Raw genomic sequence first — 17,795 nt, 5'->3', positions numbered from 1 at the left:
GCAGGCGCTACAGCCATTCTCCATTACGGATCACGCCAACGGCCAGACCCTCAATGGTAAAACTCTGCTGGCGCAGATCGACGACGATCGGGGAAAACTCGCTGTTTTCCGGCAACAGTTCAACGACATTGCCCTGCTTTTTCAGGCGCTTCACCGTCACTTCTTCATCGATACGCGCGACAACCACCTGGCCGTTACGCACATCCTGGGTTTTGTGGACCGCCAGCAAATCGCCATCCAGAATACCGATGTCTTTCATCGACATCCCACTGACGCGCAGCAGGAAATCGGCGTTGGGCTTAAACATCGACGGGTCGACCTGATAGTGGCCTTCAATATGCTGCTGCGCCAGCAGCGGCTCACCGGCGGCGACGCGGCCGATCAGCGGCAGGCCTTGCTCTTCTTCCGTCAGCAGGCGAATACCGCGAGAAGCGCCGGAGACGATCTCGATCGCGCCTTTACGCGCCAGCGCTTTCAGGTGTTCTTCCGCCGCGTTTGGGGAACGGAACCCCAAGCGCTGAGCAATTTCCGCACGCGTCGGCGGCATGCCCGTCTGGCTGATATGATCCCTAATGAGATCAAACACCTCTTGCTGCCTGGTCGTTAACGCTTTCATTCCGCCCCCTGGGTGTATATACAGTTATGCTGTGAGTATATACAGCTAACGGTGATTTTGGAACCACATGGCACACAAAAATCGGCGGATTGTTCATATTTTGCGAGGGTTAGCGAAGAACGTTAGTGATAATGGCTCCACAGCAGCGTTCCCCAGGTGATCAGCGCGATGATAATCGCCAGCAGAACCGCCGCCGACCCCATATCTTTGGCGCGCCCTGAAAGCTCGTGAAAATCCGAGCCGATACGGTCCACAACCGCTTCAATCGCGCTGTTGAGAATTTCGACTATCATCACTAGCAGGACCGAGCCAATCAGCAATACGCGGGTGATGGCGTCGACGTCCAGCCAGCAGGCTACCGCGACGGCCACGATAGCGGCGACGCCTTCCTGACGAAACGCAGCCTCGTTGATCCACGCCGCGCGAAATCCTTTCCAGGAGTAACCTGCCGCCTTAATGATCCGGGTTAACCCGGTGGTATTATTGGCCATCACAAAACCTTTTTACGTAAATGACGTCGATGAGTGTGCGCGTTTGCCGCGTGGTAACGGAAATTTTGCCCACTTTCTGTTATTCTTGCCGCGCATTTGCATGATTAACCAGAGGCTTCACATCGTTTATGTCCGGCTGGCAACGAATTTACTATAAATTACTGAATTTACCATTACAGGTGCTGGTAAAAAGCAAGTCTATTCCGGCAGAGCCTGCCCAGGAATTAGGACTCGATACCTCGCGTCCGGTCATGTACGTCCTGCCCTATAATTCGAAGGCGGACCTGCTGACGCTGCGCGCCCAATGCCTGGCGCATGATTTACCTGACCCGCTTGAACCGCTGGAAATCGACGGCGCCCTGCTGCCGCGTTACGTATTCATCCACGGTGGGCCGCGCGTATTTACTTATTACACGCCAAAAGAAGAGTCCATCAAGCTGTTCCACGATTACCTCGATCTGCACCGCAACCATCCGGACCTCGATGTGCAAATGGTGCCGGTTTCGGTCATGTTCGGCCGTTCGCCGGGTCGCGAGAAAGGAGAAGTCAATCCGCCGCTGCGGATGCTGAACGGCATTCAGAAATTTTTCGCCGTCTCCTGGCTCGGCCGCGACAGTTTCGTGCGCTTCTCGCCGTCCGTTTCGCTGCGCCGCATGGCGGATGAGCACGGTACCGATAAGATCATCGCCCAGAAGCTGGCTCGCGTCGCTCGCATGCATTTTGCCCGCCAGCGGCTGGCCGCCGTTGGCCCGCGTCTGCCGGCCCGCCAGGATCTGTTTAATAAACTGCTGGCCTCGAAAGCGATTGCCCGCGCGGTGGAAGACGAAGCGCGCAGCAAGAAAATTTCGCACGAGAAGGCACAGCAGAACGCTATCGCGCTGATGGAAGAGATTGCGGCGAACTTCTCATACGAGATGATCCGCCTGACCGACCGCATTCTCGGCTTCACCTGGAACCGCCTGTACCAGGGCATCAACGTGCATAACGCCGAGCGCGTACGCCAGCTGGCGCACGACGGCCATGAAATTGTCTATGTCCCCTGCCACCGCAGCCACATGGACTATCTGCTGCTCTCCTACGTCCTGTACCATCAGGGGCTGGTCCCTCCGCATATCGCGGCGGGCATCAACCTCAACTTCTGGCCGGCCGGGCCGATCTTCCGCCGCCTCGGCGCTTTCTTTATTCGCCGCACCTTTAAGGGCAACAAGCTCTATTCCACCGTGTTCCGCGAATACCTTGGCGAACTGTTCAGCCGCGGCTATTCCGTGGAGTATTTCGTCGAAGGCGGCCGCTCCCGTACCGGCCGCCTGCTCGATCCGAAGACCGGTACGCTGTCGATGACCATCCAGGCGATGCTGCGCGGCGGAACCCGACCGATCACCCTGGTGCCGATTTACATCGGCTATGAGCACGTGATGGAGGTAGGAACCTACGCCAAAGAGCTGCGCGGCGCCACTAAAGAGAAAGAGAGTCTGCCGCAGATGGTGCGCGGTTTAAGCAAGCTGCGCAACCTGGGCCAGGGTTACGTTAACTTCGGCGAACCGCTGCCGCTGATGACCTATCTTAACCAGCATGTGCCGGATTGGCGGGAAGCGATCGACCCGATCGAAGCGGTTCGCCCCTCCTGGCTGACGCCGACGGTGAATAGCATCGCCGCTGACCTGATGGTGCGCATCAATAACGCCGGCGCGGCCAACGCCATGAACCTGTGCTGTACGGCGCTACTGGCCTCCCGCCAGCGTTCGCTGACCCGTGAGCAGCTCACCCAGCAGTTAGAGTGCTACCTCGCGCTGCTGCGCAATGTGCCCTATTCTCCGGATGCGACCGCCCCATCCGCTTCAGCCAGCGAGCTCATCGATCATGCACTGCAGATGAACAAGTTCGAAGTGGAGAAGGACACCATTGGCGACATCATCATCCTGCCGCGCGAGCAGGCGGTGCTGATGACCTACTATCGCAACAATATCGCCCATATGCTGGTGATGCCGTCGCTGTTAGCCGCTCTGGTGACTCAGCATCGTCATCTCAGCCGCGCCGAAGTGCTGCGTCATGTGGAAACACTCTATCCGTTCCTCAAGGCCGAGCTGTTCCTGCGCTGGGAAAAAGCGGAGCTGGCCGGAGTGGTGGATGCGCTGATTGCCGAGATGCTGCGTCAGGAGCTGATCGTCGTCGATGGCGATGTCATGAGCCTCAACCCGTCGCACTCTCGCTCCCTGCAGCTGCTGGCCGCTGGCGCCCGCGAGACGCTGCAGCGCTATGCCATCACCTTCTGGCTGCTGAGCGCTAACCCGGCGATCAACCGCAGCTCGCTGGAAAAAGAGAGTCGCACCGTGGCCCAGCGTCTGTCGGTGCTACACGGCATCAATGCGCCGGAGTTCTTCGACAAAGCGGTGTTCAGCACCCTGGTGTTGACCCTGCGCGATGAAGGCTATATCAGCGACACCGGCGACGCCGAGCCGGAAGAGACCCTGAAGGTTTATCGGATGCTGGCGGATTTGATTACGTCGGATGTCCGACTGACCATTGAGAGCGTCACGCAGGACGACGCGTAACGCGGCGTTTGCTGCCCCCCGGAATGCCGGGGGGCAGCGGACAGGAGGTTACAGGTAGCTCATCGCCAGGCCGAGGAACAGCACCAGCCCGACGTAGTTATTGTTCATAAACGCTTTGAAGCAGCTATCGCGGTCGCGATTGAAGATAAGCTTCTGCTGCCAGCCAAACAGACCCGCCGCCACGAACAGCGACCAGTAATATTCCCAGCCCAGCCCATTCAGCCAACCCACCGCGCCCATCAGCGCCAGTACGGCCACCTGCAGGATACCGATAATCAGACGATCGTTTTCGCCAAACAGGATCGCCGTCGACTTGATGCCGATCTTAACGTCGTCATCGCGATCCACCATCGCATACTGGGTATCGTAGGCCACCGCCCACAGAATATTGGCGAGGAACATCAGCCAGCAGCTCAGCGGCAGCGATTCGCTGACGGCCGAGAAGGCCATCGGGATCGACCAGCCAAAGGCCGCGCCCAGCACCACCTGCGGCAGATGAGTGTAGCGCTTCATAAACGGATAGATCCACGCCAGCGCCAGCGCCGCCACCGACAGCAGAATGGTCATGGTGTTGAGGGTGAGCACCAACAGGAAAGAGAGCAGCACCAGCACGATAAACAGCGTTCGCGCCTCTTTCTCGGTAACATCGCCGCTCGGCAGCGGACGGCGGGCGGTACGCTTTACGTGACCATCAAATTTTCGGTCGGCATAGTCATTCACCACGCAGCCGGCGGCGCGCATCAGCCAGACGCCGGCGACGAATACCGCCAGGATCCACAGCGGCGGGACGCCCGGCGAGGCCACCCATAGCGCCCACAGCGTCGGCCACAGCAGCAGCAAAGCGCCGATCGGTTTGTCAGTGCGCATCAGGCGATGAAACGCCAACAGCTTATTCTGCGACAGACTCCACTCCATTTTTTCTTCCTCTTAGTACAACGGCGACGCAGGCAAAAAAAGCTCGGTCAGCAGCAGGGGTTTGCCGCTCAGCCGCAGGCGGGAACGACGCCCCCACAGCGCTGCATCGCGACCAATTTCAATAAAATCGCGGGTTAATGTCGACGACGTAAACAGGTATCGGCCCAGCGGAGTTTGCCCGAGCTGCTGTAGCGCCAGCTCCGGACCACACAGCGTCGACTCCGGCGCCACCGTGCGCCCGGCCAGCCAGGGCTCGCCATCGGCATTGAGTATAATCTCCCGCAGCCAGTAGCGCGGCTCGTCGGGCAGCAGCGCCGCTTCGTCAGTCAGCGCGTCACGGCCGATATACCCTTCGTTAACCAGGGTCACGGTGACCTGCTTTCCTTGTTGTTCAAAGCGCTGGGTCATTGAGTCCTCCAGCAGCAGCCAGTCACTTAGCGGCGGCGGCAGGGATGGCATAACGGCAAAATAGCGCAGCGCACGCAGTCGCGTAAGCGCAGGATGGGACATGCCTGATTCTCCGGTACATAACGTGAAAGCATTGTATCGCAGAATAGGCGGTTGGTGGCGGGCAAACGTCAATATACGATCATTCACGCAACAGCCATGCAANAGGCTGCCGCGCGTGCAAAAAAAGGTGCATCCCGGAGGATGCACCTAAAGGCTGTGCCTAAACATCAGCATTGTGGGGAGACGATTACCCCTTGCCTTTTACACTGCTGATAAAGGTGGAACGAGCGGATTTCGAGCCGAGGCGCTCAGCTTCGTTCATCAATTTCAGGGCTTTGTCGATGTCACCTTGTTTCACCGCCTGCTTAATACCATTGTTGAAGTAGGTTTCGGTATCGCTGAGCATCGGTTCGCTTTTGGCGGCCGGCGCCGCGGCGGCGGCTGGCGCGGCTACCGGCGCCGCGGTGTTGCCGACGGTTACCGGACCCAGGCCGGAGGAGCCGAACAGCGGCCCTACCAGCACGCTGGAAGTGCTATTAGTTTTCACTTTCAGCTTCAGCACGCCATCGGTGGTATGTTTAGCGATCGGATCCGGGATATCCGGGGCCGCATTGCCGGCGCCTTTGGCATAGGCTTTCGCCGGATCCAGCAGGGTCGTGGTCTGCTGGAGATCTTTTTCAGTGGTAAACACCAGCACATAGAGCTTTTGCTGGCCCAGCGCCGGGGTCAGGCGCATCACGCCGCCCAGGCGGTCAGCGGTCATCACGCCCGGCTGCTGATAGGTAAAGTAATTGCTGGGGAAGAACGCCGCGGGCGTCATGTTCTGGTCGAGAATCAGCACGTTCGGCGCAAAAATCTGCTTATGTTTGTTCAGTTCGCTGTCGAGCGTCAGGGTCAGCTCACCGATATTGGCCGGCACGCTCCAGGCGGCGACCGGTCCGACGATCCCCGGGACATCCAGGCGTTGACCGCCGGTGGTTAAATCAACGCTCTGCGTCTTTGATTGATCGGCAGGCGTCCAGATCAGCTGCTGCAGCGCGCTGGCTGGAATAGCCGGCGCGGCGCTGGTGTTCTGCGGTACAAAGTTAACATCGGCAAGGCTCATCCCCGGCACGCATGCCAACATCCCTGCGGATAAACACAGAGCGACGAGAGTTTTCTTCATTTTCATTCTTCTCACCTTGGATAGCATCGGTTTAGCGGTAGCCAGGCAATAGCGCGCTAACCCTGAATAATCAGGAGGGGCTGACGCCCCTCCNAGGTTACACCCGTCCTGCGGACGGTATTACCACCACACTTCCATCTGGGCACCGAAGGTAACTTCGCTGTCGTCACCGCGGCTGGAGGTGAAAGCGCCGCTTCCGCTGCTGTCTTTCGTCTGCAGACCGGAGGTGTTGCTGTAGCCCCAGTTTTCATCCCACTTCGCGTAGGTTGCGAAGATACGGATAGCCGGACGAGACCAGACGCTGTTGCCTGCCTGCCACTGTTGAGCCAGAGTAATTTTGTACTGGTTGTTGTTTTCGCTGGTACGCTGGGATTTCACGTTGTCGTAACCGATTTCCAGCTGGGTGCTCATGATCGGCGTCCATTTGTACATCGGACGGACACCCACGGTGTACCAGGTAGAACCGTTCTTGCTGTCCAGATCCACGTCCTGGTACATTGCCACGTACATCAGGCCCCAGTCATCGTTGAAGTCCATCGCGCCGTGATCCAGAACGCGGATCATGCTGCCGTTGTTATCGATGCTGGTCCCCTGAGAATGGCCGCTGTTCCAGGAGGTCATTGCGTCAGTGGCGTACTGAACCACAAACTTGTTGAAGCCGCCCCAGATAGACTGAGTATGTTCACCGGTCCACATCCAGCCGTCTTTCGACGCGCCGTCTTCCAGGCGATAGTCATCCTGCGGGTTAGCACGGCCGTAATCGACCCCTAACTCCAGCACGCCGCCCGGGTTGGTTTCCAGACCCGCCAGACGGATATCAAAGACGTCGTTGGCAGTTTTCGCAGCATATTTTTTGGTGTCATCGCTGGAGAAAGTATAAGAGCCGCCGCTTTCTGAGTTACGGGTAGCGGCCAGAGAGAGCTTACCGAAGCCAAGGTCAACGTTTTCCAGACCTGCACCCGGGCCGGAGATATCCCAGTAGTAGAAGTCGATCATGTGAACGTCATGACGCTGATAGAAGCGTTTACCCGCCCACAGCGTGGAGCCCGGCAGCCAGTCAATCAGGTTTTTACCCTGGATGTTGGCTTCACGGAACGCCGGAGAGGTGCTTTCCCAGTCATCTTCCTGATTCACGGAATAGGCAACGTTAGTATCGAAATAAAAACTCTTATCCCCTTCCTTCCACAGCTCCTGGCCCAGCTTCAGTTCCGCATAGGTTTCACATTCGTTACCAAGACGGTATTTACTTTGAGCGCCGGTCGCTTTGAAGCACTGTTGCTCGCCGCCGCTGCCGGTCCAGCCAATGCCGGAACGCGCGTAGCCATGGAAATCGACAGCCAGCGCCTGAGCAGACATCACGCCTGCTGCGACGGCGACCGCCAGAGGAAGTTTGCGCAGAGTAATCATCATTCTATCTCCTGAGATCATTGCTTTTCTTTGCACGCTTCGCCGGTATATCGCCAGCCGGGTTCGCGCTTTTTTAATGGGAAGCCTTACACGCCCGGCTCTTTATGCAGCCGACGACAAGCGGTGCCATCCTCACGGAATAAATGGCAACGTTCTGGCGGCAAACCGATAGCGAATGTGGCTCCCTCTTCTACCAACACCACGTCGTTCTGGCGGTAAACCAGGTTCTGACGGATGGCGGGGATCTGGATATGAATTTGCGTTTCGTGACCGAGCTGTTCGACGACCTGGACCTCGCCTTCAAGGGTTACATCGGCGATATCGCTGGGCAATAAATGCTCCGGTCGAATACCTAAGGACATATTGGCGCCCGCCTGCACGTTGGCGCTGTCCACCGGTAGCCAGATTTGCTGACGGTTCGGCAGTTCAACCTGCACCTGATCGATAGCCGTCGCGGTGACTTTGACCGGCAGGAAGTTCATCTTCGGTGAACCAATGAAGCCGGCAACGAAGCGGTCAGCCGGATAGTGATAGAGCTCCAGCGGTTTCCCAACCTGCGCCACACGGCCGGCGTCGAGGACCACGATCTTGTCGGCGAGGGTCATCGCTTCCACCTGATCGTGGGTGACATAGATCATGGTGCGGCCCAGTCGCTTATGCAGACGGGAGATTTCGATACGCATCTGGACGCGCAGGGCGGCATCGAGGTTGGAAAGCGGCTCATCCAGCAGGAAAACGCTTGGCTCTGCCACCAGCGTACGACCAATCGCCACGCGCTGGCGCTGACCGCCGGAGAGGGCTTTCGGTTTACGCTCCAGCAGATGGGCCAGCTGCAGCACTTCCGCAACCTGAGTCACCCGCTGGTTAATCAGATCTTTTTTCGCGCCGGCCAGCTTCAGGCCAAACGACATATTTTCCGCAACGGAAAGGTGGGGATAGAGTGCATAAGACTGGAATACCATCCCAACGCCGCGTTCTGCCGGTGGGATCTCGTTCATGCGGGTGTCACCGATAAACAGGTCCCCGCTGGTAATAGTTTCTAACCCGGCAATCATACGCAGCAGGGTAGATTTGCCGCAGCCCGATGGCCCGACAAACACGACGAATTCCCCTTCGTGGATATCGAGATTGATATCTTTCGATACCACCACGTCACCCCAGGCTTTCGTTACATTTCGCAGCTGTACGCTCGCCATGCCCTTCTCCCTTCGTTACAACCTGTCACTAACAGTCACATTCAAGATGGGTCGACTATGCGGCATTCATTACGCAGGCAAATCCTCCACCCCCCGGCTTTTTTATGGGGGAGGAGATGGGAGGATGAGAGATTGGCTCTCGCCGCGGGGGATGGCGGGCGGAGCGTGATTTCGTGATGGAGGCGACAAAATTGGGCGCTTTTTTCTGTGCTCCAGGACGCAATACGGCCGTTTTTGCAATGGAGATCACACAACCAGCGGGTGGGGCGTAGACCTGGGGAGGATGGAAAGGGGTTGTTAAAAAAGGAAACTCATCATCGTTAAGCCACCGAAGTGTATCCACGAGTACAACACCAAAAAGGACGGGTATATGAAAATCAAAACTGGCGCTCGCATCCTCGCGCTGTCGGCACTGACCACGATGATGTTTTCCGCCTCTGCCCTCGCAAAAATTGAAGAAGGTAAGCTGGTTATCTGGATTAACGGCGACAAAGGCTACAACGGCCTCGCTGAAGTGGGTAAAAAGTTTGAAAAAGACACCGGCATTAAAGTTTCCGTAGAACACCCGGACAAGCTGGAAGAGAAATTCCCGCAGGTTGCGGCGACCGGCGACGGCCCGGACATCATCTTCTGGGCGCATGACCGTTTCGGCGGCTACGCGCAGTCGGGCCTGCTGGCGGAAATCACCCCGGACAAAGCGTTCCAGGACAAACTCTATCCGTTCACCTGGGATGCGGTTCGCTATAACGGCAAACTGATCGCCTACCCGATCGCAGTCGAAGCCCTGTCCCTGATTTACAACAAAGACCTGGTGCCGAACCCGCCGAAGACCTGGGAAGAGATCCCGGCGCTGGATAAAGAACTGAAAGCGAAAGGTAAGAGCGCGCTGATGTTCAACCTGCAGGAACCGTACTTCACCTGGCCGCTGATCGCTGCCGACGGCGGATACGCGTTCAAGTTTGAAAACGGCAAGTACGATGTGAAAGACGTCGGCGTGGACAGCGCAGGCGCGAAAGCGGGCCTGACCTTCCTGGTTGACCTGATCAAGAACAAGCACATGAATGCCGATACCGATTACTCCATCGCGGAAGCGGCCTTCAACAAAGGCGAAACCGCGATGACCATCAACGGTCCGTGGGCGTGGTCTAACATCGATAAGAGCAAGGTTAACTACGGCGTGACCCTGCTGCCAACCTTTAAAGGCAAGCCATCGAAACCGTTCGTTGGCGTGCTGAGCGCGGGGATCAACGCCGCCAGCCCGAATAAAGAGCTGGCCAAAGAGTTCCTCGAAAACTACCTGATGACCGATCAGGGTCTGGAAGCCGTTAACAACGACAAACCGCTGGGTGCCGTGGCGCTGAAATCCTTCCAGGAAAAACTGGAAAAAGATCCGCGCATCGCTGCCACCATGGCGAACGCCCAGAAAGGCGAAATCATGCCTAACATCCCGCAGATGTCTGCCTTCTGGTATGCCGTTCGTACCGCGGTTATCAACGCCGCCAGCGGTCGCCAGACTGTCGATGCTGCGCTGAAAGATGCACAGAGCCGTATCACTAAGTAAGAAAACGGCGGGTGGCGCGTGCGCCTACCCGCCCTACCACTACGGCTCGGACCGTAGGTCAGGTAAGCGAAGCGCCACCTGACAAATAAGTTTTCACCGCTGTAGAGGATGATCCCCATGGATGCCGTTAAAAAGAGACACTGGTGGCAAAGCCCGCAACTCACATGGTCTGTGATTGGCTTACTGTGCCTGCTGGTGGGTTACCTTGTTGTTTTGATGTACGCCCAGGGGGAGTACCTGTTCGCCATCATGACGCTGATTTTAAGCTCAGTTGGCCTGTATATTTTCGCTAATCGCAAGGCTTATGCCTGGCGCTATGTTTATCCCGGCCTCGCCGGCATGGGCCTGTTTGTCCTGTTTCCGCTGATCTGCACTATCGCTATCGCGTTTACCAACTACAGCAGCACCAACCAGCTGACCTTTGAACGTGCGCAGCAGGTGCTGATGGATCGTTCCTTCCAGGCCGGCAAAGCCTATAATTTCACGCTGATCCCTGCGGGTGACGAGTGGAAGCTGGCGCTGACCGACGGCGAAAGCGGTAAAAACTACCTTTCTGACGCCTTTAAATTTGGCGGCGAGCAGAAGCTGGCGTTAAAAGAAACCGACGCCCTGCCGGAAGGCGAGCGCGCCAACCTGCGCGTGATTACCCAGAATCGCACCGCGCTGAACCAGCTGACCGCTGTGCTGCCGGATGACAGCAAAGTCATCATGAGCTCCCTGCGCCAGTTCTCCGGTACCCAGCCTCTGTATACCCTCGGCGAAGACGGGGTACTGACCAACAATCAGACCCACGTTAAATACCGCCCGAACAACGACGTCGGCTTCTACCAGTCAATTAACGCCGACGGCAGCTGGGGCAATGAGAAGCTGAGCCCGGGCTACACTGTGACTATCGGCTGGGACAACTTTACCCGCGTCTTCCACGATGAAGGCATTCAGAAACCGTTCTTTGCGATCTTCGTCTGGACGGTGGTGTTCTCGGTGCTGACCGTGGTGCTGACCGTCGCGGTGGGGATGATCCTCGCCTGCCTGGTGCAGTGGGAAGCGCTGAAAGGCAAAGCGATTTATCGCGTCCTGCTGATTCTGCCGTACGCCGTACCGTCGTTTATTTCGATTCTGATTTTCAAAGGGCTGTTCAACCAGAGCTTTGGTGAAATCAACATGATGCTCAGCACGCTGTTCGGCATTAAGCCGGCCTGGTTTAGCGACCCGACCACCGCGCGCACCATGATCATCATCGTCAACACCTGGCTGGGCTACCCGTACATGATGATCCTGTGCATGGGGCTGCTGAAGGCGATTCCGGACGATCTGTACGAAGCGTCGGCAATGGATGGCGCCGGCCCGTTCCAGAACTTCTTTAAAATTACCTTCCCGCTGCTGATTAAGCCGCTAACGCCGCTGATGATCGCCAGCTTCGCCTTTAACTTTAACAACTTCGTCCTGATTCAATTGTTGACCAACGGCGGTCCGGACCGTCTCGGCACCACCACCCCGGCCGGTTATACCGACCTGCTGGTGAGCTACACCTATCGCATCGCCTTTGAAGGCGGCGGCGGTCAGGACTTCGGCCTGGCGGCGGCTATCGCAACGCTAATCTTCCTGCTGGTTGGCGCGTTAGCGATTGTGAATCTGAAAGCCACGCGCATGAAGTTTGATTAAGGGAGATAACGATAATGGCTATGGTCCAACCCAAATCGCAGAAGCTACGTTTATTTACCACGCATCTCCTGCTACTGATTTTTATCGCCGCGATTATGTTTCCGCTGCTGATGGTTATCGCCATCTCGCTGCGCGAGGGTAACTTCGCCACCGGCAGCCTGATCCCGGATACCATCTCCTGGGAGCACTGGCGTCTGGCGTTAGGCTTCAGCGTCGAACACGCCGATGGCCGCGTCACGCCGCCGCCGTTCCCGGTCCTGCTGTGGCTGTGGAACTCGATTAAGGTCGCCGGGATCACCGCGATCGGTATCGTCGCTCTCTCCACCACCTGCGCCTACGCTTTCGCCCGTATGCGCTTCCCGGGGAAAGCGACCCTGCTGAAAGGGATGCTGATTTTCCAGATGTTCCCGGCGGTGCTGTCGCTGGTTGCCCTGTACGCGTTGTTTGACCGCCTGGGCCAGTACATCCCGTTCGTCGGCCTCAACACCCACGGCGGCGTCATCTTTGCCTACATGGGCGGTATCGCGCTGCACGTCTGGACGATTAAAGGCTACTTCGAAACCATCGATGGCTCGCTGGAAGAAGCGGCGGCGCTGGATGGCGCGACCCCATGGCAGGCTTTCCGTCTGGTGCTGCTGCCGCTGTCGGTGCCGATTCTGGCAGTCGTGTTTATTCTGTCGTTCATCGCGGCCATCACCGAAGTGCCGGTCGCCTCGCTGCTGCTGCGCGATGTGAACAGCTATACCCTGGCGGTAGGTATGCAACAGTATCTCAACCCGCAGAACTATCTGTGGGGCGACTTTGCCGCCGCGGCGGTGCTCTCCGCCATTCCGATCACGGTTGTCTTCCTGCTGGCGCAGCGCTGGCTGGTTAATGGCCTGACGGCGGGTGGAGTGAAAGGTTAATTTTTTTGTAACACCGGCCCCAAATTTCAGAGGAGGGCCGACGGTCTAGCCGCAATACACGACCCCAACCGGGTATTGTCGCCGTCGCCCTCAGCTGAAAAAGTAAGGTCAATGCCACTGCTATCCTCAACTGGACCCTACATAAATTCTATTTGTGACTGTTGGTCAGCGGCCCTGGAGGCCGCTTTTTTTTATTCGCGTTTCAGGCGATTGGAGTTACACAGCCAGAGCGTAATCACCAGGATCAGGATCGCCGCGGAGTAAATGAGAACCGCCAGCGGCGACTCATGATCGACGATAATAAGCCGCACAATTGCGGTAATACCGATATAGACGAAATAGCGCAGTGGAAAGTGAAAACCGGATTCAAAATATTTAACAATCAGCGCGATAAACTCAAAGTAGAGAAAATAGACCACCAGCCCTTCGACCAGCTTGTACTTACTCACCGGCTCCGGCGTAAACAGTACGTGCGCCAGATGCAGGGTCTCCTTTCCCAGGAACACCACCAGAATAATTCCCAGGCACAGCAGTGCCAGATTCAGCACGGCCTGCATGGCCTTCGCAACGAAATTAACCAGCGGACGATATACCGACGGCATAGTGACACCTCAAATGCATGAACGTTGTCGATCTGTATAGCGCAAAAGTGTGATCCAGATCTACCTATGATTCATTCGTCTTACGCTATCTCCGGGCTATTGATTCGAAAAGTACGAACAAGAGAAAATTGTCCTTCCAGCAACGCTGTGAGCAGATTAACAAAATCATCCATTACGCTTAGAACGAATCAGCCCAACTAACTGAAATATAAAAAGTTTACTTTTTGAAACAGGTNTATCTTAAAACCTCCCGTAAGATAAAATTTTTCTCCAAACNACAGTCTTTTTATGGTTATTAGGGTAAGTTTTTTCTTATNTTTTGTCTTAGCATTATCGCAGCTGAATAAAATTTAATTTTGGACATTAAATCATTATGAACACCGATAACGCTTCCCTGTACGTAAAATGGCTCAAACAAGAGGTCGCCCCGGCTTTAGGTTGTACTGAACCCGTCGCTATTTCCTTCGCGGCCGCCTACGCCGCACAATATCTGGATCAGCCTTGCACTAAAATTAGCGGTTTTATTTCCGCCAATCTTTATAAAAACGCGATGGGCGTCACCATACCCGGCACCACCGTTTGCGGTGTACCGCTGGCAGCCGCAATTGGCGCATTTGGCGGCGACCCGCAAAAGGGATTAAAAACGCTGGAAGATATCACTCCGCGACACGTTGAAATGGCGCAGAAGCTGATCGCCAATAACGCCGTTGATATTGCCGTCGAAGAGACCCCGGATTTTATCCATCTCGATTTAACCCTCTCTGCTGGCGAGAATTGCTGTCGTGTCGTGGTCAAAGGAACCCACACCAACGTGGTCGAACTTTATATTAATGGCCAGCCGCAGCCATTAAGCGAAAAACAGAATACGCGCACCCAGCGCGAAACGCTGCCCACTTTCTCGCTACAACAGGCTTACGAATTTATTAATCGCGTCGACTTTAATGATATTCGCTTTATTCTCGACGCCGCGCGCTTAAACTCCGCGCTGGCGGCAGAAGGCAAAACAAAAAAATATGGCCTGAACATTAACGGTACCTTTTCTGACGCAGTGAAAAACGGCCTGATGAGCAACGATCTGTTAAGCAAGGTGATCATCAACACCGTCGCCGCTTCAGATGCCCGCATGGGCGGCGCGCCGGTGGTAGCGATGTCTAACTTCGGCTCAGGCAATCAGGGCATTACAGCAACCATGCCGGTAGTGGTGGTTGCAGAGCATCTCGGCGTCGATGAAGAGACCCTGGCTCGCGCTTTGTCTCTCTCTCATCTCACCGCCATCTCAATTCATTCTCGTTATACGCGCTTATCTGCGCTATGCGCAGCCTCAACCGCCGCTATGGGCGCCGCCGCCGGTATGGCCTGGCTGTTTACCCGCGACATCAATACCATTAATACCGCAATTATTAATATGGTCAGCGATATTACCGGCATGATTTGTGATGGCGCTTCCAACAGCTGCGCGATGAAAGTCTCGTCAGTGGTATCCAGCGCCTTTAAGGCGGTACTAATGGCAATGCAAAATAGCTGCGCTGGCGCCAATGACGGTATTGTCTGCGCCGATGTCGAGCAGACTATTAATAACCTGTGCCGTCTGGTGATTAAACCAATGACTCTCACCGATAAAGAAATTATCAGCATTATGGTCGCTAAATAATACCATTTCACGGGCCTGAAAGAGCAGGCCCCGATTAACGTACTCTACCCACACTATTATTTATAAATTAGCAGGTATAGCAGATGAATAAAAAAGTCATCTTCCGCGGCGCCAGCGCTATTATGCCCCTATGCATCGGCGACTTTCCATTTTCATTTATTGTCGGCGCATTAAGCGTTAGCGCGGGCATGAGCGTCTGGCAGAGTACGGCGTGGTCGGCGATCGTCATTGCCGGCTCGGCGCAAATGCTGGCACTGAATATGTTAAAAACCGGCGCCACGCTCGGCGTGATTATTTTCACCACATTAATTATCAATCTTCGCCACGTGCTGTATAGCGCCTCTATTTCCGGCACCGTGCGCGAAGCTTCATTCTTTAAAAAATGCTTTATGTCCTATGCGCTCACCGACGAGGTGTATGCCACCACCGTCAAAGAGATGGAANGAAATAAAAAGGAAAAATATCTGTTTTATGGTTCGGCGATGATTACCTTCTGGGCGATTTGGGTGCTGGCTGATTTTCTTGGCGCGCTGGTCGGCGCCTCGTTTCCCCACATTGAGAAATACGGTCTTGATTTCGCCATGGTCGCCGCCTTTATCGCCATCGTGGTGCCGCAAATTAAAAGCCAGGCCTGCACCGTCGCCGCGGTTGTAGCCGCCGTTTCCGGCGTGCTGTTAGTGGTCCTACCCTATTCGCTGGGTATCGTCGTCGCCTCAGTGCTTGGCGTCCTCGCCGGCCTGTGCGTCGACCTGGCGGAAGAGCGCAAGCAGATGGCAAAAACCGAATCCGATATGCCGTTAGTGGAGGCGATGGAAAATGAGTAATAGCTATTTTATCGCCCTGACGCTGGGCATGGCCGCGGTGACTTTTCTCATCCGTTTCTCGTTTATCGGCCTGGCCGGCAAGATCCAGATGTCCGAGCGGGTGACCAAAACGCTACGCTTCGTGCCGGTCACCGTTCTGCCGGCCATCATCACCATTCAGATCCTGAGCGTGAATTCCAGCATGGAGTTCGACTTAAAAAATCCGAAGGTGATCGCCGCCATCATCTGCACGCTCGCCAGCTTCCGTTTAGGCCTGGTGTGGGTGGTAGTGAGCGGCGTCGGCTCGCTGGTGTTGTTAAATTATTTTATGTAACCGTTTGAAGGATAAACCGTATGATTATTACCACCGCTGACGCGCCTGCCGCTATCGGCCCGTACGTGCAGGGCGTCAATCTCGGCGCGATGACCATCACCTCCGGTCAGCTGCCGATTAATCCGCTGGACGGCACCATGCCCGAGGACATTGCCGAACAGGCGCGGCAATCACTGGAAAATGTGAAAGCCATCGTTGAAGCTGCCGGACTCACGGTCGGGCAGATCGTTAAAACTACGGTGTTTGTCAAAGACCTGGCGGATTTTGCCGCCATCAATGCCGCCTACGAGGCCTTCTTTATCGAACACCAGGCGGCCTTTCCGGCGCGCTCCTGTGTGGAGGTAGCAAGGTTACCGAAAGATGCCGGCGTCGAAATCGAAGCGATCGCTTTCGCCCGCTAACCCCCAGGCTGGAGGGAGCGCCTCCAGCCTTCTCCCACCGATTTTTGTCGTTCCACATTGTTCACTTTACAGGCAATATAGCCGCAGAACGACGCGAGGAACGCAGCATGTTAACTATTCGACAGGCATGTCCCGAGGACGCGCCCCAGCTTAGCGCGATGGGCTATGCCAGCTATCATCACCACTTTGCTCATCTCTGGCGCGATGCCGATGAACTGGCGTTATTTCTTAAGCAAGAATATGCCGAAGATGCGCTACGTCGGAGTCTTGCGGATGCGACCCAACACTGGCTCATCGCCGAAGCCCCCTCTCCTGTTGGTTTCGCTAAATATAGCTATCAGCAGCGAATGGCTGACGACGGCAAGATTGGTACGCTGCTGCATAAGCTCTACCTGATGCCGGGGAAGACTGGCCACCGCTACGGCGAGCATATTTTTCACGCCGTCGAGACGCGAGCAAAAACGGCCGGTGAAAGTTGGCTGTGGCTGGAAGTACTCGCCGCGAATCCCGCCGCGCGCCGTTTTTACGAACGCCAGGGGATGCAGCACATCAGAGACACGATTTTCCACTCCGCCAGCCAGCAAAGCACCTTACATATTCTGGCCAAACCGATTTGAGAGGAACTATGCCTGAGCTTCGTGATACCGGCGTACGTAACGTCGTTTGTGGGGAAAATGTCGTTATTTACCAGCCCGCCAACCTCTATGATTGCCAGCTCGGCGATAACGTCTTCGTCGGGCCGTTCGTTGAGATCCAGGGGAATACCCGCATCGGCGCGAACAGTAAAATTCAGTCCCATACCTTTATCTGCGAGTACGTCACCATCGGCNAGCGCTGCTTTATCGGTCACGGCGTGATGTTTGCCAACGACCTGTTTCGCGAGGGTAAACCAAACGCCGACCGCGCCAGCTGGGGGCGGATCGAGATTGGCGATGACGTGTCGATCGGCAGCGGCGCCACGATTCTGGCCGTCAGCATCTGCGATGGGGTGGTGATAGGCGCGGGCAGCGTGGTAACGAAGTCCATTACCGAGAAAGGCGTGTGGGCGGGGAATCCGGCGAGGCTGCTGCGGCGGCTATAAATA

At 56.1% G+C, this 17,795-nt stretch carries 18 protein-coding genes; 10 read left to right on the top strand and 8 right to left on the bottom strand.

What is annotated here, in order from left to right:
* Positions 1 to 7: 7 nt before the first annotated feature.
* Both lexA and VZP09_RS22230 read right to left on the bottom strand, forming a co-directional pair.
* On the bottom strand, positions 8 to 616 hold the full coding sequence (lexA, locus tag VZP09_RS22235) for a transcriptional repressor LexA (RefSeq protein WP_002884822.1): 609 nt from the start codon (positions 614 to 616) through the stop codon (positions 8 to 10).
* A 122-nt stretch (positions 617 to 738) separates the two neighbouring features.
* Positions 739 to 1,107: a diacylglycerol kinase gene (locus VZP09_RS22230; protein WP_002884819.1), complete on the bottom strand. Its 369-nt coding sequence runs from the start codon at positions 1,105 to 1,107 to the stop codon at positions 739 to 741.
* Positions 1,108 to 1,235: 128 nt separating this feature from the next.
* Between VZP09_RS22230 and plsB the strand changes: the two genes are divergently transcribed.
* The gene (plsB, locus tag VZP09_RS22225; RefSeq protein ID WP_004178269.1) at positions 1,236 to 3,659 is read left to right on the top strand and encodes a glycerol-3-phosphate 1-O-acyltransferase PlsB; all 2,424 of its coding nucleotides are present in this window, start codon (positions 1,236 to 1,238) and stop codon (positions 3,657 to 3,659) included.
* 48 nt (positions 3,660 to 3,707) lie between these two features.
* On the opposite strand, the gene ubiA is transcribed toward plsB, so the two are convergent.
* The 5 genes from ubiA to malK form a co-directional block, all read right to left on the bottom strand.
* Positions 3,708 to 4,574: a 4-hydroxybenzoate octaprenyltransferase gene (gene ubiA, locus VZP09_RS22220; protein ID WP_032415843.1), complete on the bottom strand. Its 867-nt coding sequence runs from the start codon at positions 4,572 to 4,574 to the stop codon at positions 3,708 to 3,710.
* Positions 4,575 to 4,586: 12 nt separating this feature from the next.
* Entirely contained in the window at positions 4,587 to 5,084 is a 498-nt protein-coding gene (gene ubiC, locus VZP09_RS22215) for a chorismate lyase (protein ID WP_002884807.1), read from the bottom strand.
* Positions 5,085 to 5,271: 187 nt separating this feature from the next.
* Entirely contained in the window at positions 5,272 to 6,195 is a 924-nt protein-coding gene (gene malM, locus VZP09_RS22210; protein ID WP_048332278.1) for a maltose operon protein MalM, read from the bottom strand.
* A 114-nt stretch (positions 6,196 to 6,309) separates the two neighbouring features.
* Positions 6,310 to 7,599: a maltoporin gene (locus VZP09_RS22205; protein WP_002884747.1), complete on the bottom strand. Its 1,290-nt coding sequence runs from the start codon at positions 7,597 to 7,599 to the stop codon at positions 6,310 to 6,312.
* Between the two features lie 83 nt (positions 7,600 to 7,682).
* Positions 7,683 to 8,792, bottom strand: a complete 1,110-nt coding sequence (malK, locus tag VZP09_RS22200) for a maltose/maltodextrin ABC transporter ATP-binding protein MalK (protein WP_002884743.1) — start codon at positions 8,790 to 8,792, stop codon at positions 7,683 to 7,685.
* Positions 8,793 to 9,162: 370 nt separating this feature from the next.
* Between malK and malE the strand changes: the two genes are divergently transcribed.
* The 3 genes from malE (at position 9,163) to malG (ending at position 12,920) form a co-directional block, all read left to right on the top strand.
* On the top strand, positions 9,163 to 10,353 hold the full coding sequence (gene malE, locus VZP09_RS22195; protein ID WP_002884740.1) for a maltose/maltodextrin ABC transporter substrate-binding protein MalE: 1,191 nt from the start codon (positions 9,163 to 9,165) through the stop codon (positions 10,351 to 10,353).
* Between the two features lie 117 nt (positions 10,354 to 10,470).
* The gene (gene malF, locus VZP09_RS22190; protein ID WP_002884726.1) at positions 10,471 to 12,015 is read left to right on the top strand and encodes a maltose ABC transporter permease MalF; all 1,545 of its coding nucleotides are present in this window, start codon (positions 10,471 to 10,473) and stop codon (positions 12,013 to 12,015) included.
* 14 nt (positions 12,016 to 12,029) lie between these two features.
* The gene (gene malG, locus VZP09_RS22185) at positions 12,030 to 12,920 is read left to right on the top strand and encodes a maltose ABC transporter permease MalG (protein WP_002884725.1); all 891 of its coding nucleotides are present in this window, start codon (positions 12,030 to 12,032) and stop codon (positions 12,918 to 12,920) included.
* 191 nt (positions 12,921 to 13,111) lie between these two features.
* On the opposite strand, the gene psiE is transcribed toward malG, so the two are convergent.
* Complete coding sequence (gene psiE, locus VZP09_RS22180) at positions 13,112 to 13,522, bottom strand: phosphate-starvation-inducible protein PsiE (protein WP_002884721.1); 411 nt, start codon at positions 13,520 to 13,522, stop codon at positions 13,112 to 13,114.
* A 373-nt stretch (positions 13,523 to 13,895) separates the two neighbouring features.
* Between psiE and VZP09_RS22175 the strand changes: the two genes are divergently transcribed.
* From VZP09_RS22175 to VZP09_RS22150, 6 genes are all read left to right on the top strand, one after another.
* Positions 13,896 to 15,173: an L-cysteine desulfidase family protein gene (locus VZP09_RS22175; RefSeq protein ID WP_004178268.1), complete on the top strand. Its 1,278-nt coding sequence runs from the start codon at positions 13,896 to 13,898 to the stop codon at positions 15,171 to 15,173.
* An 83-nt stretch (positions 15,174 to 15,256) separates the two neighbouring features.
* Complete coding sequence (locus VZP09_RS22170) at positions 15,257 to 15,997, top strand: AzlC family ABC transporter permease (protein WP_328795410.1); 741 nt, start codon at positions 15,257 to 15,259, stop codon at positions 15,995 to 15,997.
* Positions 15,990 to 16,310, top strand: coding sequence for an AzlD domain-containing protein (locus tag VZP09_RS22165; protein ID WP_004177855.1), 321 nt, complete (start codon positions 15,990 to 15,992; stop codon positions 16,308 to 16,310). Before VZP09_RS22170 ends, VZP09_RS22165 begins: the two co-directional genes overlap by 8 nt.
* A gap of 20 nt (positions 16,311 to 16,330) precedes the next feature.
* Positions 16,331 to 16,711 carry a Rid family detoxifying hydrolase gene (locus VZP09_RS22160; RefSeq protein ID WP_004178266.1) on the top strand — a complete coding sequence of 127 codons (381 nt, stop codon included), beginning with the start codon at positions 16,331 to 16,333 and terminating at the stop codon, positions 16,709 to 16,711.
* A 107-nt stretch (positions 16,712 to 16,818) separates the two neighbouring features.
* A complete protein-coding gene (locus VZP09_RS22155; RefSeq protein ID WP_004153543.1) occupies positions 16,819 to 17,328 on the top strand; it encodes a GNAT family N-acetyltransferase in 510 nt (169 codons plus the stop codon).
* 8 nt (positions 17,329 to 17,336) lie between these two features.
* Positions 17,337 to 17,792: an acyltransferase gene (locus tag VZP09_RS22150; RefSeq protein WP_328795409.1), complete on the top strand. Its 456-nt coding sequence runs from the start codon at positions 17,337 to 17,339 to the stop codon at positions 17,790 to 17,792.
* Positions 17,793 to 17,795: the final 3 nt, after the last annotated feature.

Source organism: Klebsiella sp. EMBS2024 (assembly GCF_036233805.1).
Classification (GTDB): domain Bacteria; phylum Pseudomonadota; class Gammaproteobacteria; order Enterobacterales; family Enterobacteriaceae; genus Klebsiella; species Klebsiella pneumoniae.
The sequence above is the reverse complement of the archived record's forward strand: the minus strand, read 5'-3'. Positions and strand labels throughout refer to the sequence as shown.

Bases quoted from the DNA above. Each gene is read 5' to 3' on its own strand.
- VZP09_RS22155 (WP_004153543.1), top strand. From the start codon at position 16,819: ATGTTAACTATTCGACAGGCATGTCCCGAGGACGCGCCCCAGCTTAGC.
- malM (WP_048332278.1), bottom strand. From the start codon at position 6,195: ATGAAAATGAAGAAAACTCTCGTCGCTCTGTGTTTATCCGCAGGGATG.
- VZP09_RS22160 (WP_004178266.1), top strand. From the start codon at position 16,331: ATGATTATTACCACCGCTGACGCGCCTGCCGCTATCGGCCCGTACGTG.
- ubiA (WP_032415843.1), bottom strand. From the start codon at position 4,574: ATGGAGTGGAGTCTGTCGCAGAATAAGCTGTTGGCGTTTCATCGCCTG.
- malG (WP_002884725.1), top strand. From the start codon at position 12,030: ATGGCTATGGTCCAACCCAAATCGCAGAAGCTACGTTTATTTACCACG.
- VZP09_RS22205 (WP_002884747.1), bottom strand. From the start codon at position 7,599: ATGATGATTACTCTGCGCAAACTTCCTCTGGCGGTCGCCGTCGCAGCA.
- lexA (WP_002884822.1), bottom strand. From the start codon at position 616: ATGAAAGCGTTAACGACCAGGCAGCAAGAGGTGTTTGATCTCATTAGG.
- VZP09_RS22165 (WP_004177855.1), top strand. From the start codon at position 15,990: ATGAGTAATAGCTATTTTATCGCCCTGACGCTGGGCATGGCCGCGGTG.
- malK (WP_002884743.1), bottom strand. From the start codon at position 8,792: ATGGCGAGCGTACAGCTGCGAAATGTAACGAAAGCCTGGGGTGACGTG.
- ubiC (WP_002884807.1), bottom strand. From the start codon at position 5,084: ATGTCCCATCCTGCGCTTACGCGACTGCGTGCGCTGCGCTATTTTGCC.
- malF (WP_002884726.1), top strand. From the start codon at position 10,471: ATGGATGCCGTTAAAAAGAGACACTGGTGGCAAAGCCCGCAACTCACA.
- plsB (WP_004178269.1), top strand. From the start codon at position 1,236: ATGTCCGGCTGGCAACGAATTTACTATAAATTACTGAATTTACCATTA.
- psiE (WP_002884721.1), bottom strand. From the start codon at position 13,522: ATGCCGTCGGTATATCGTCCGCTGGTTAATTTCGTTGCGAAGGCCATG.
- VZP09_RS22230 (WP_002884819.1), bottom strand. From the start codon at position 1,107: ATGGCCAATAATACCACCGGGTTAACCCGGATCATTAAGGCGGCAGGT.
- malE (WP_002884740.1), top strand. From the start codon at position 9,163: ATGAAAATCAAAACTGGCGCTCGCATCCTCGCGCTGTCGGCACTGACC.
- VZP09_RS22175 (WP_004178268.1), top strand. From the start codon at position 13,896: ATGAACACCGATAACGCTTCCCTGTACGTAAAATGGCTCAAACAAGAG.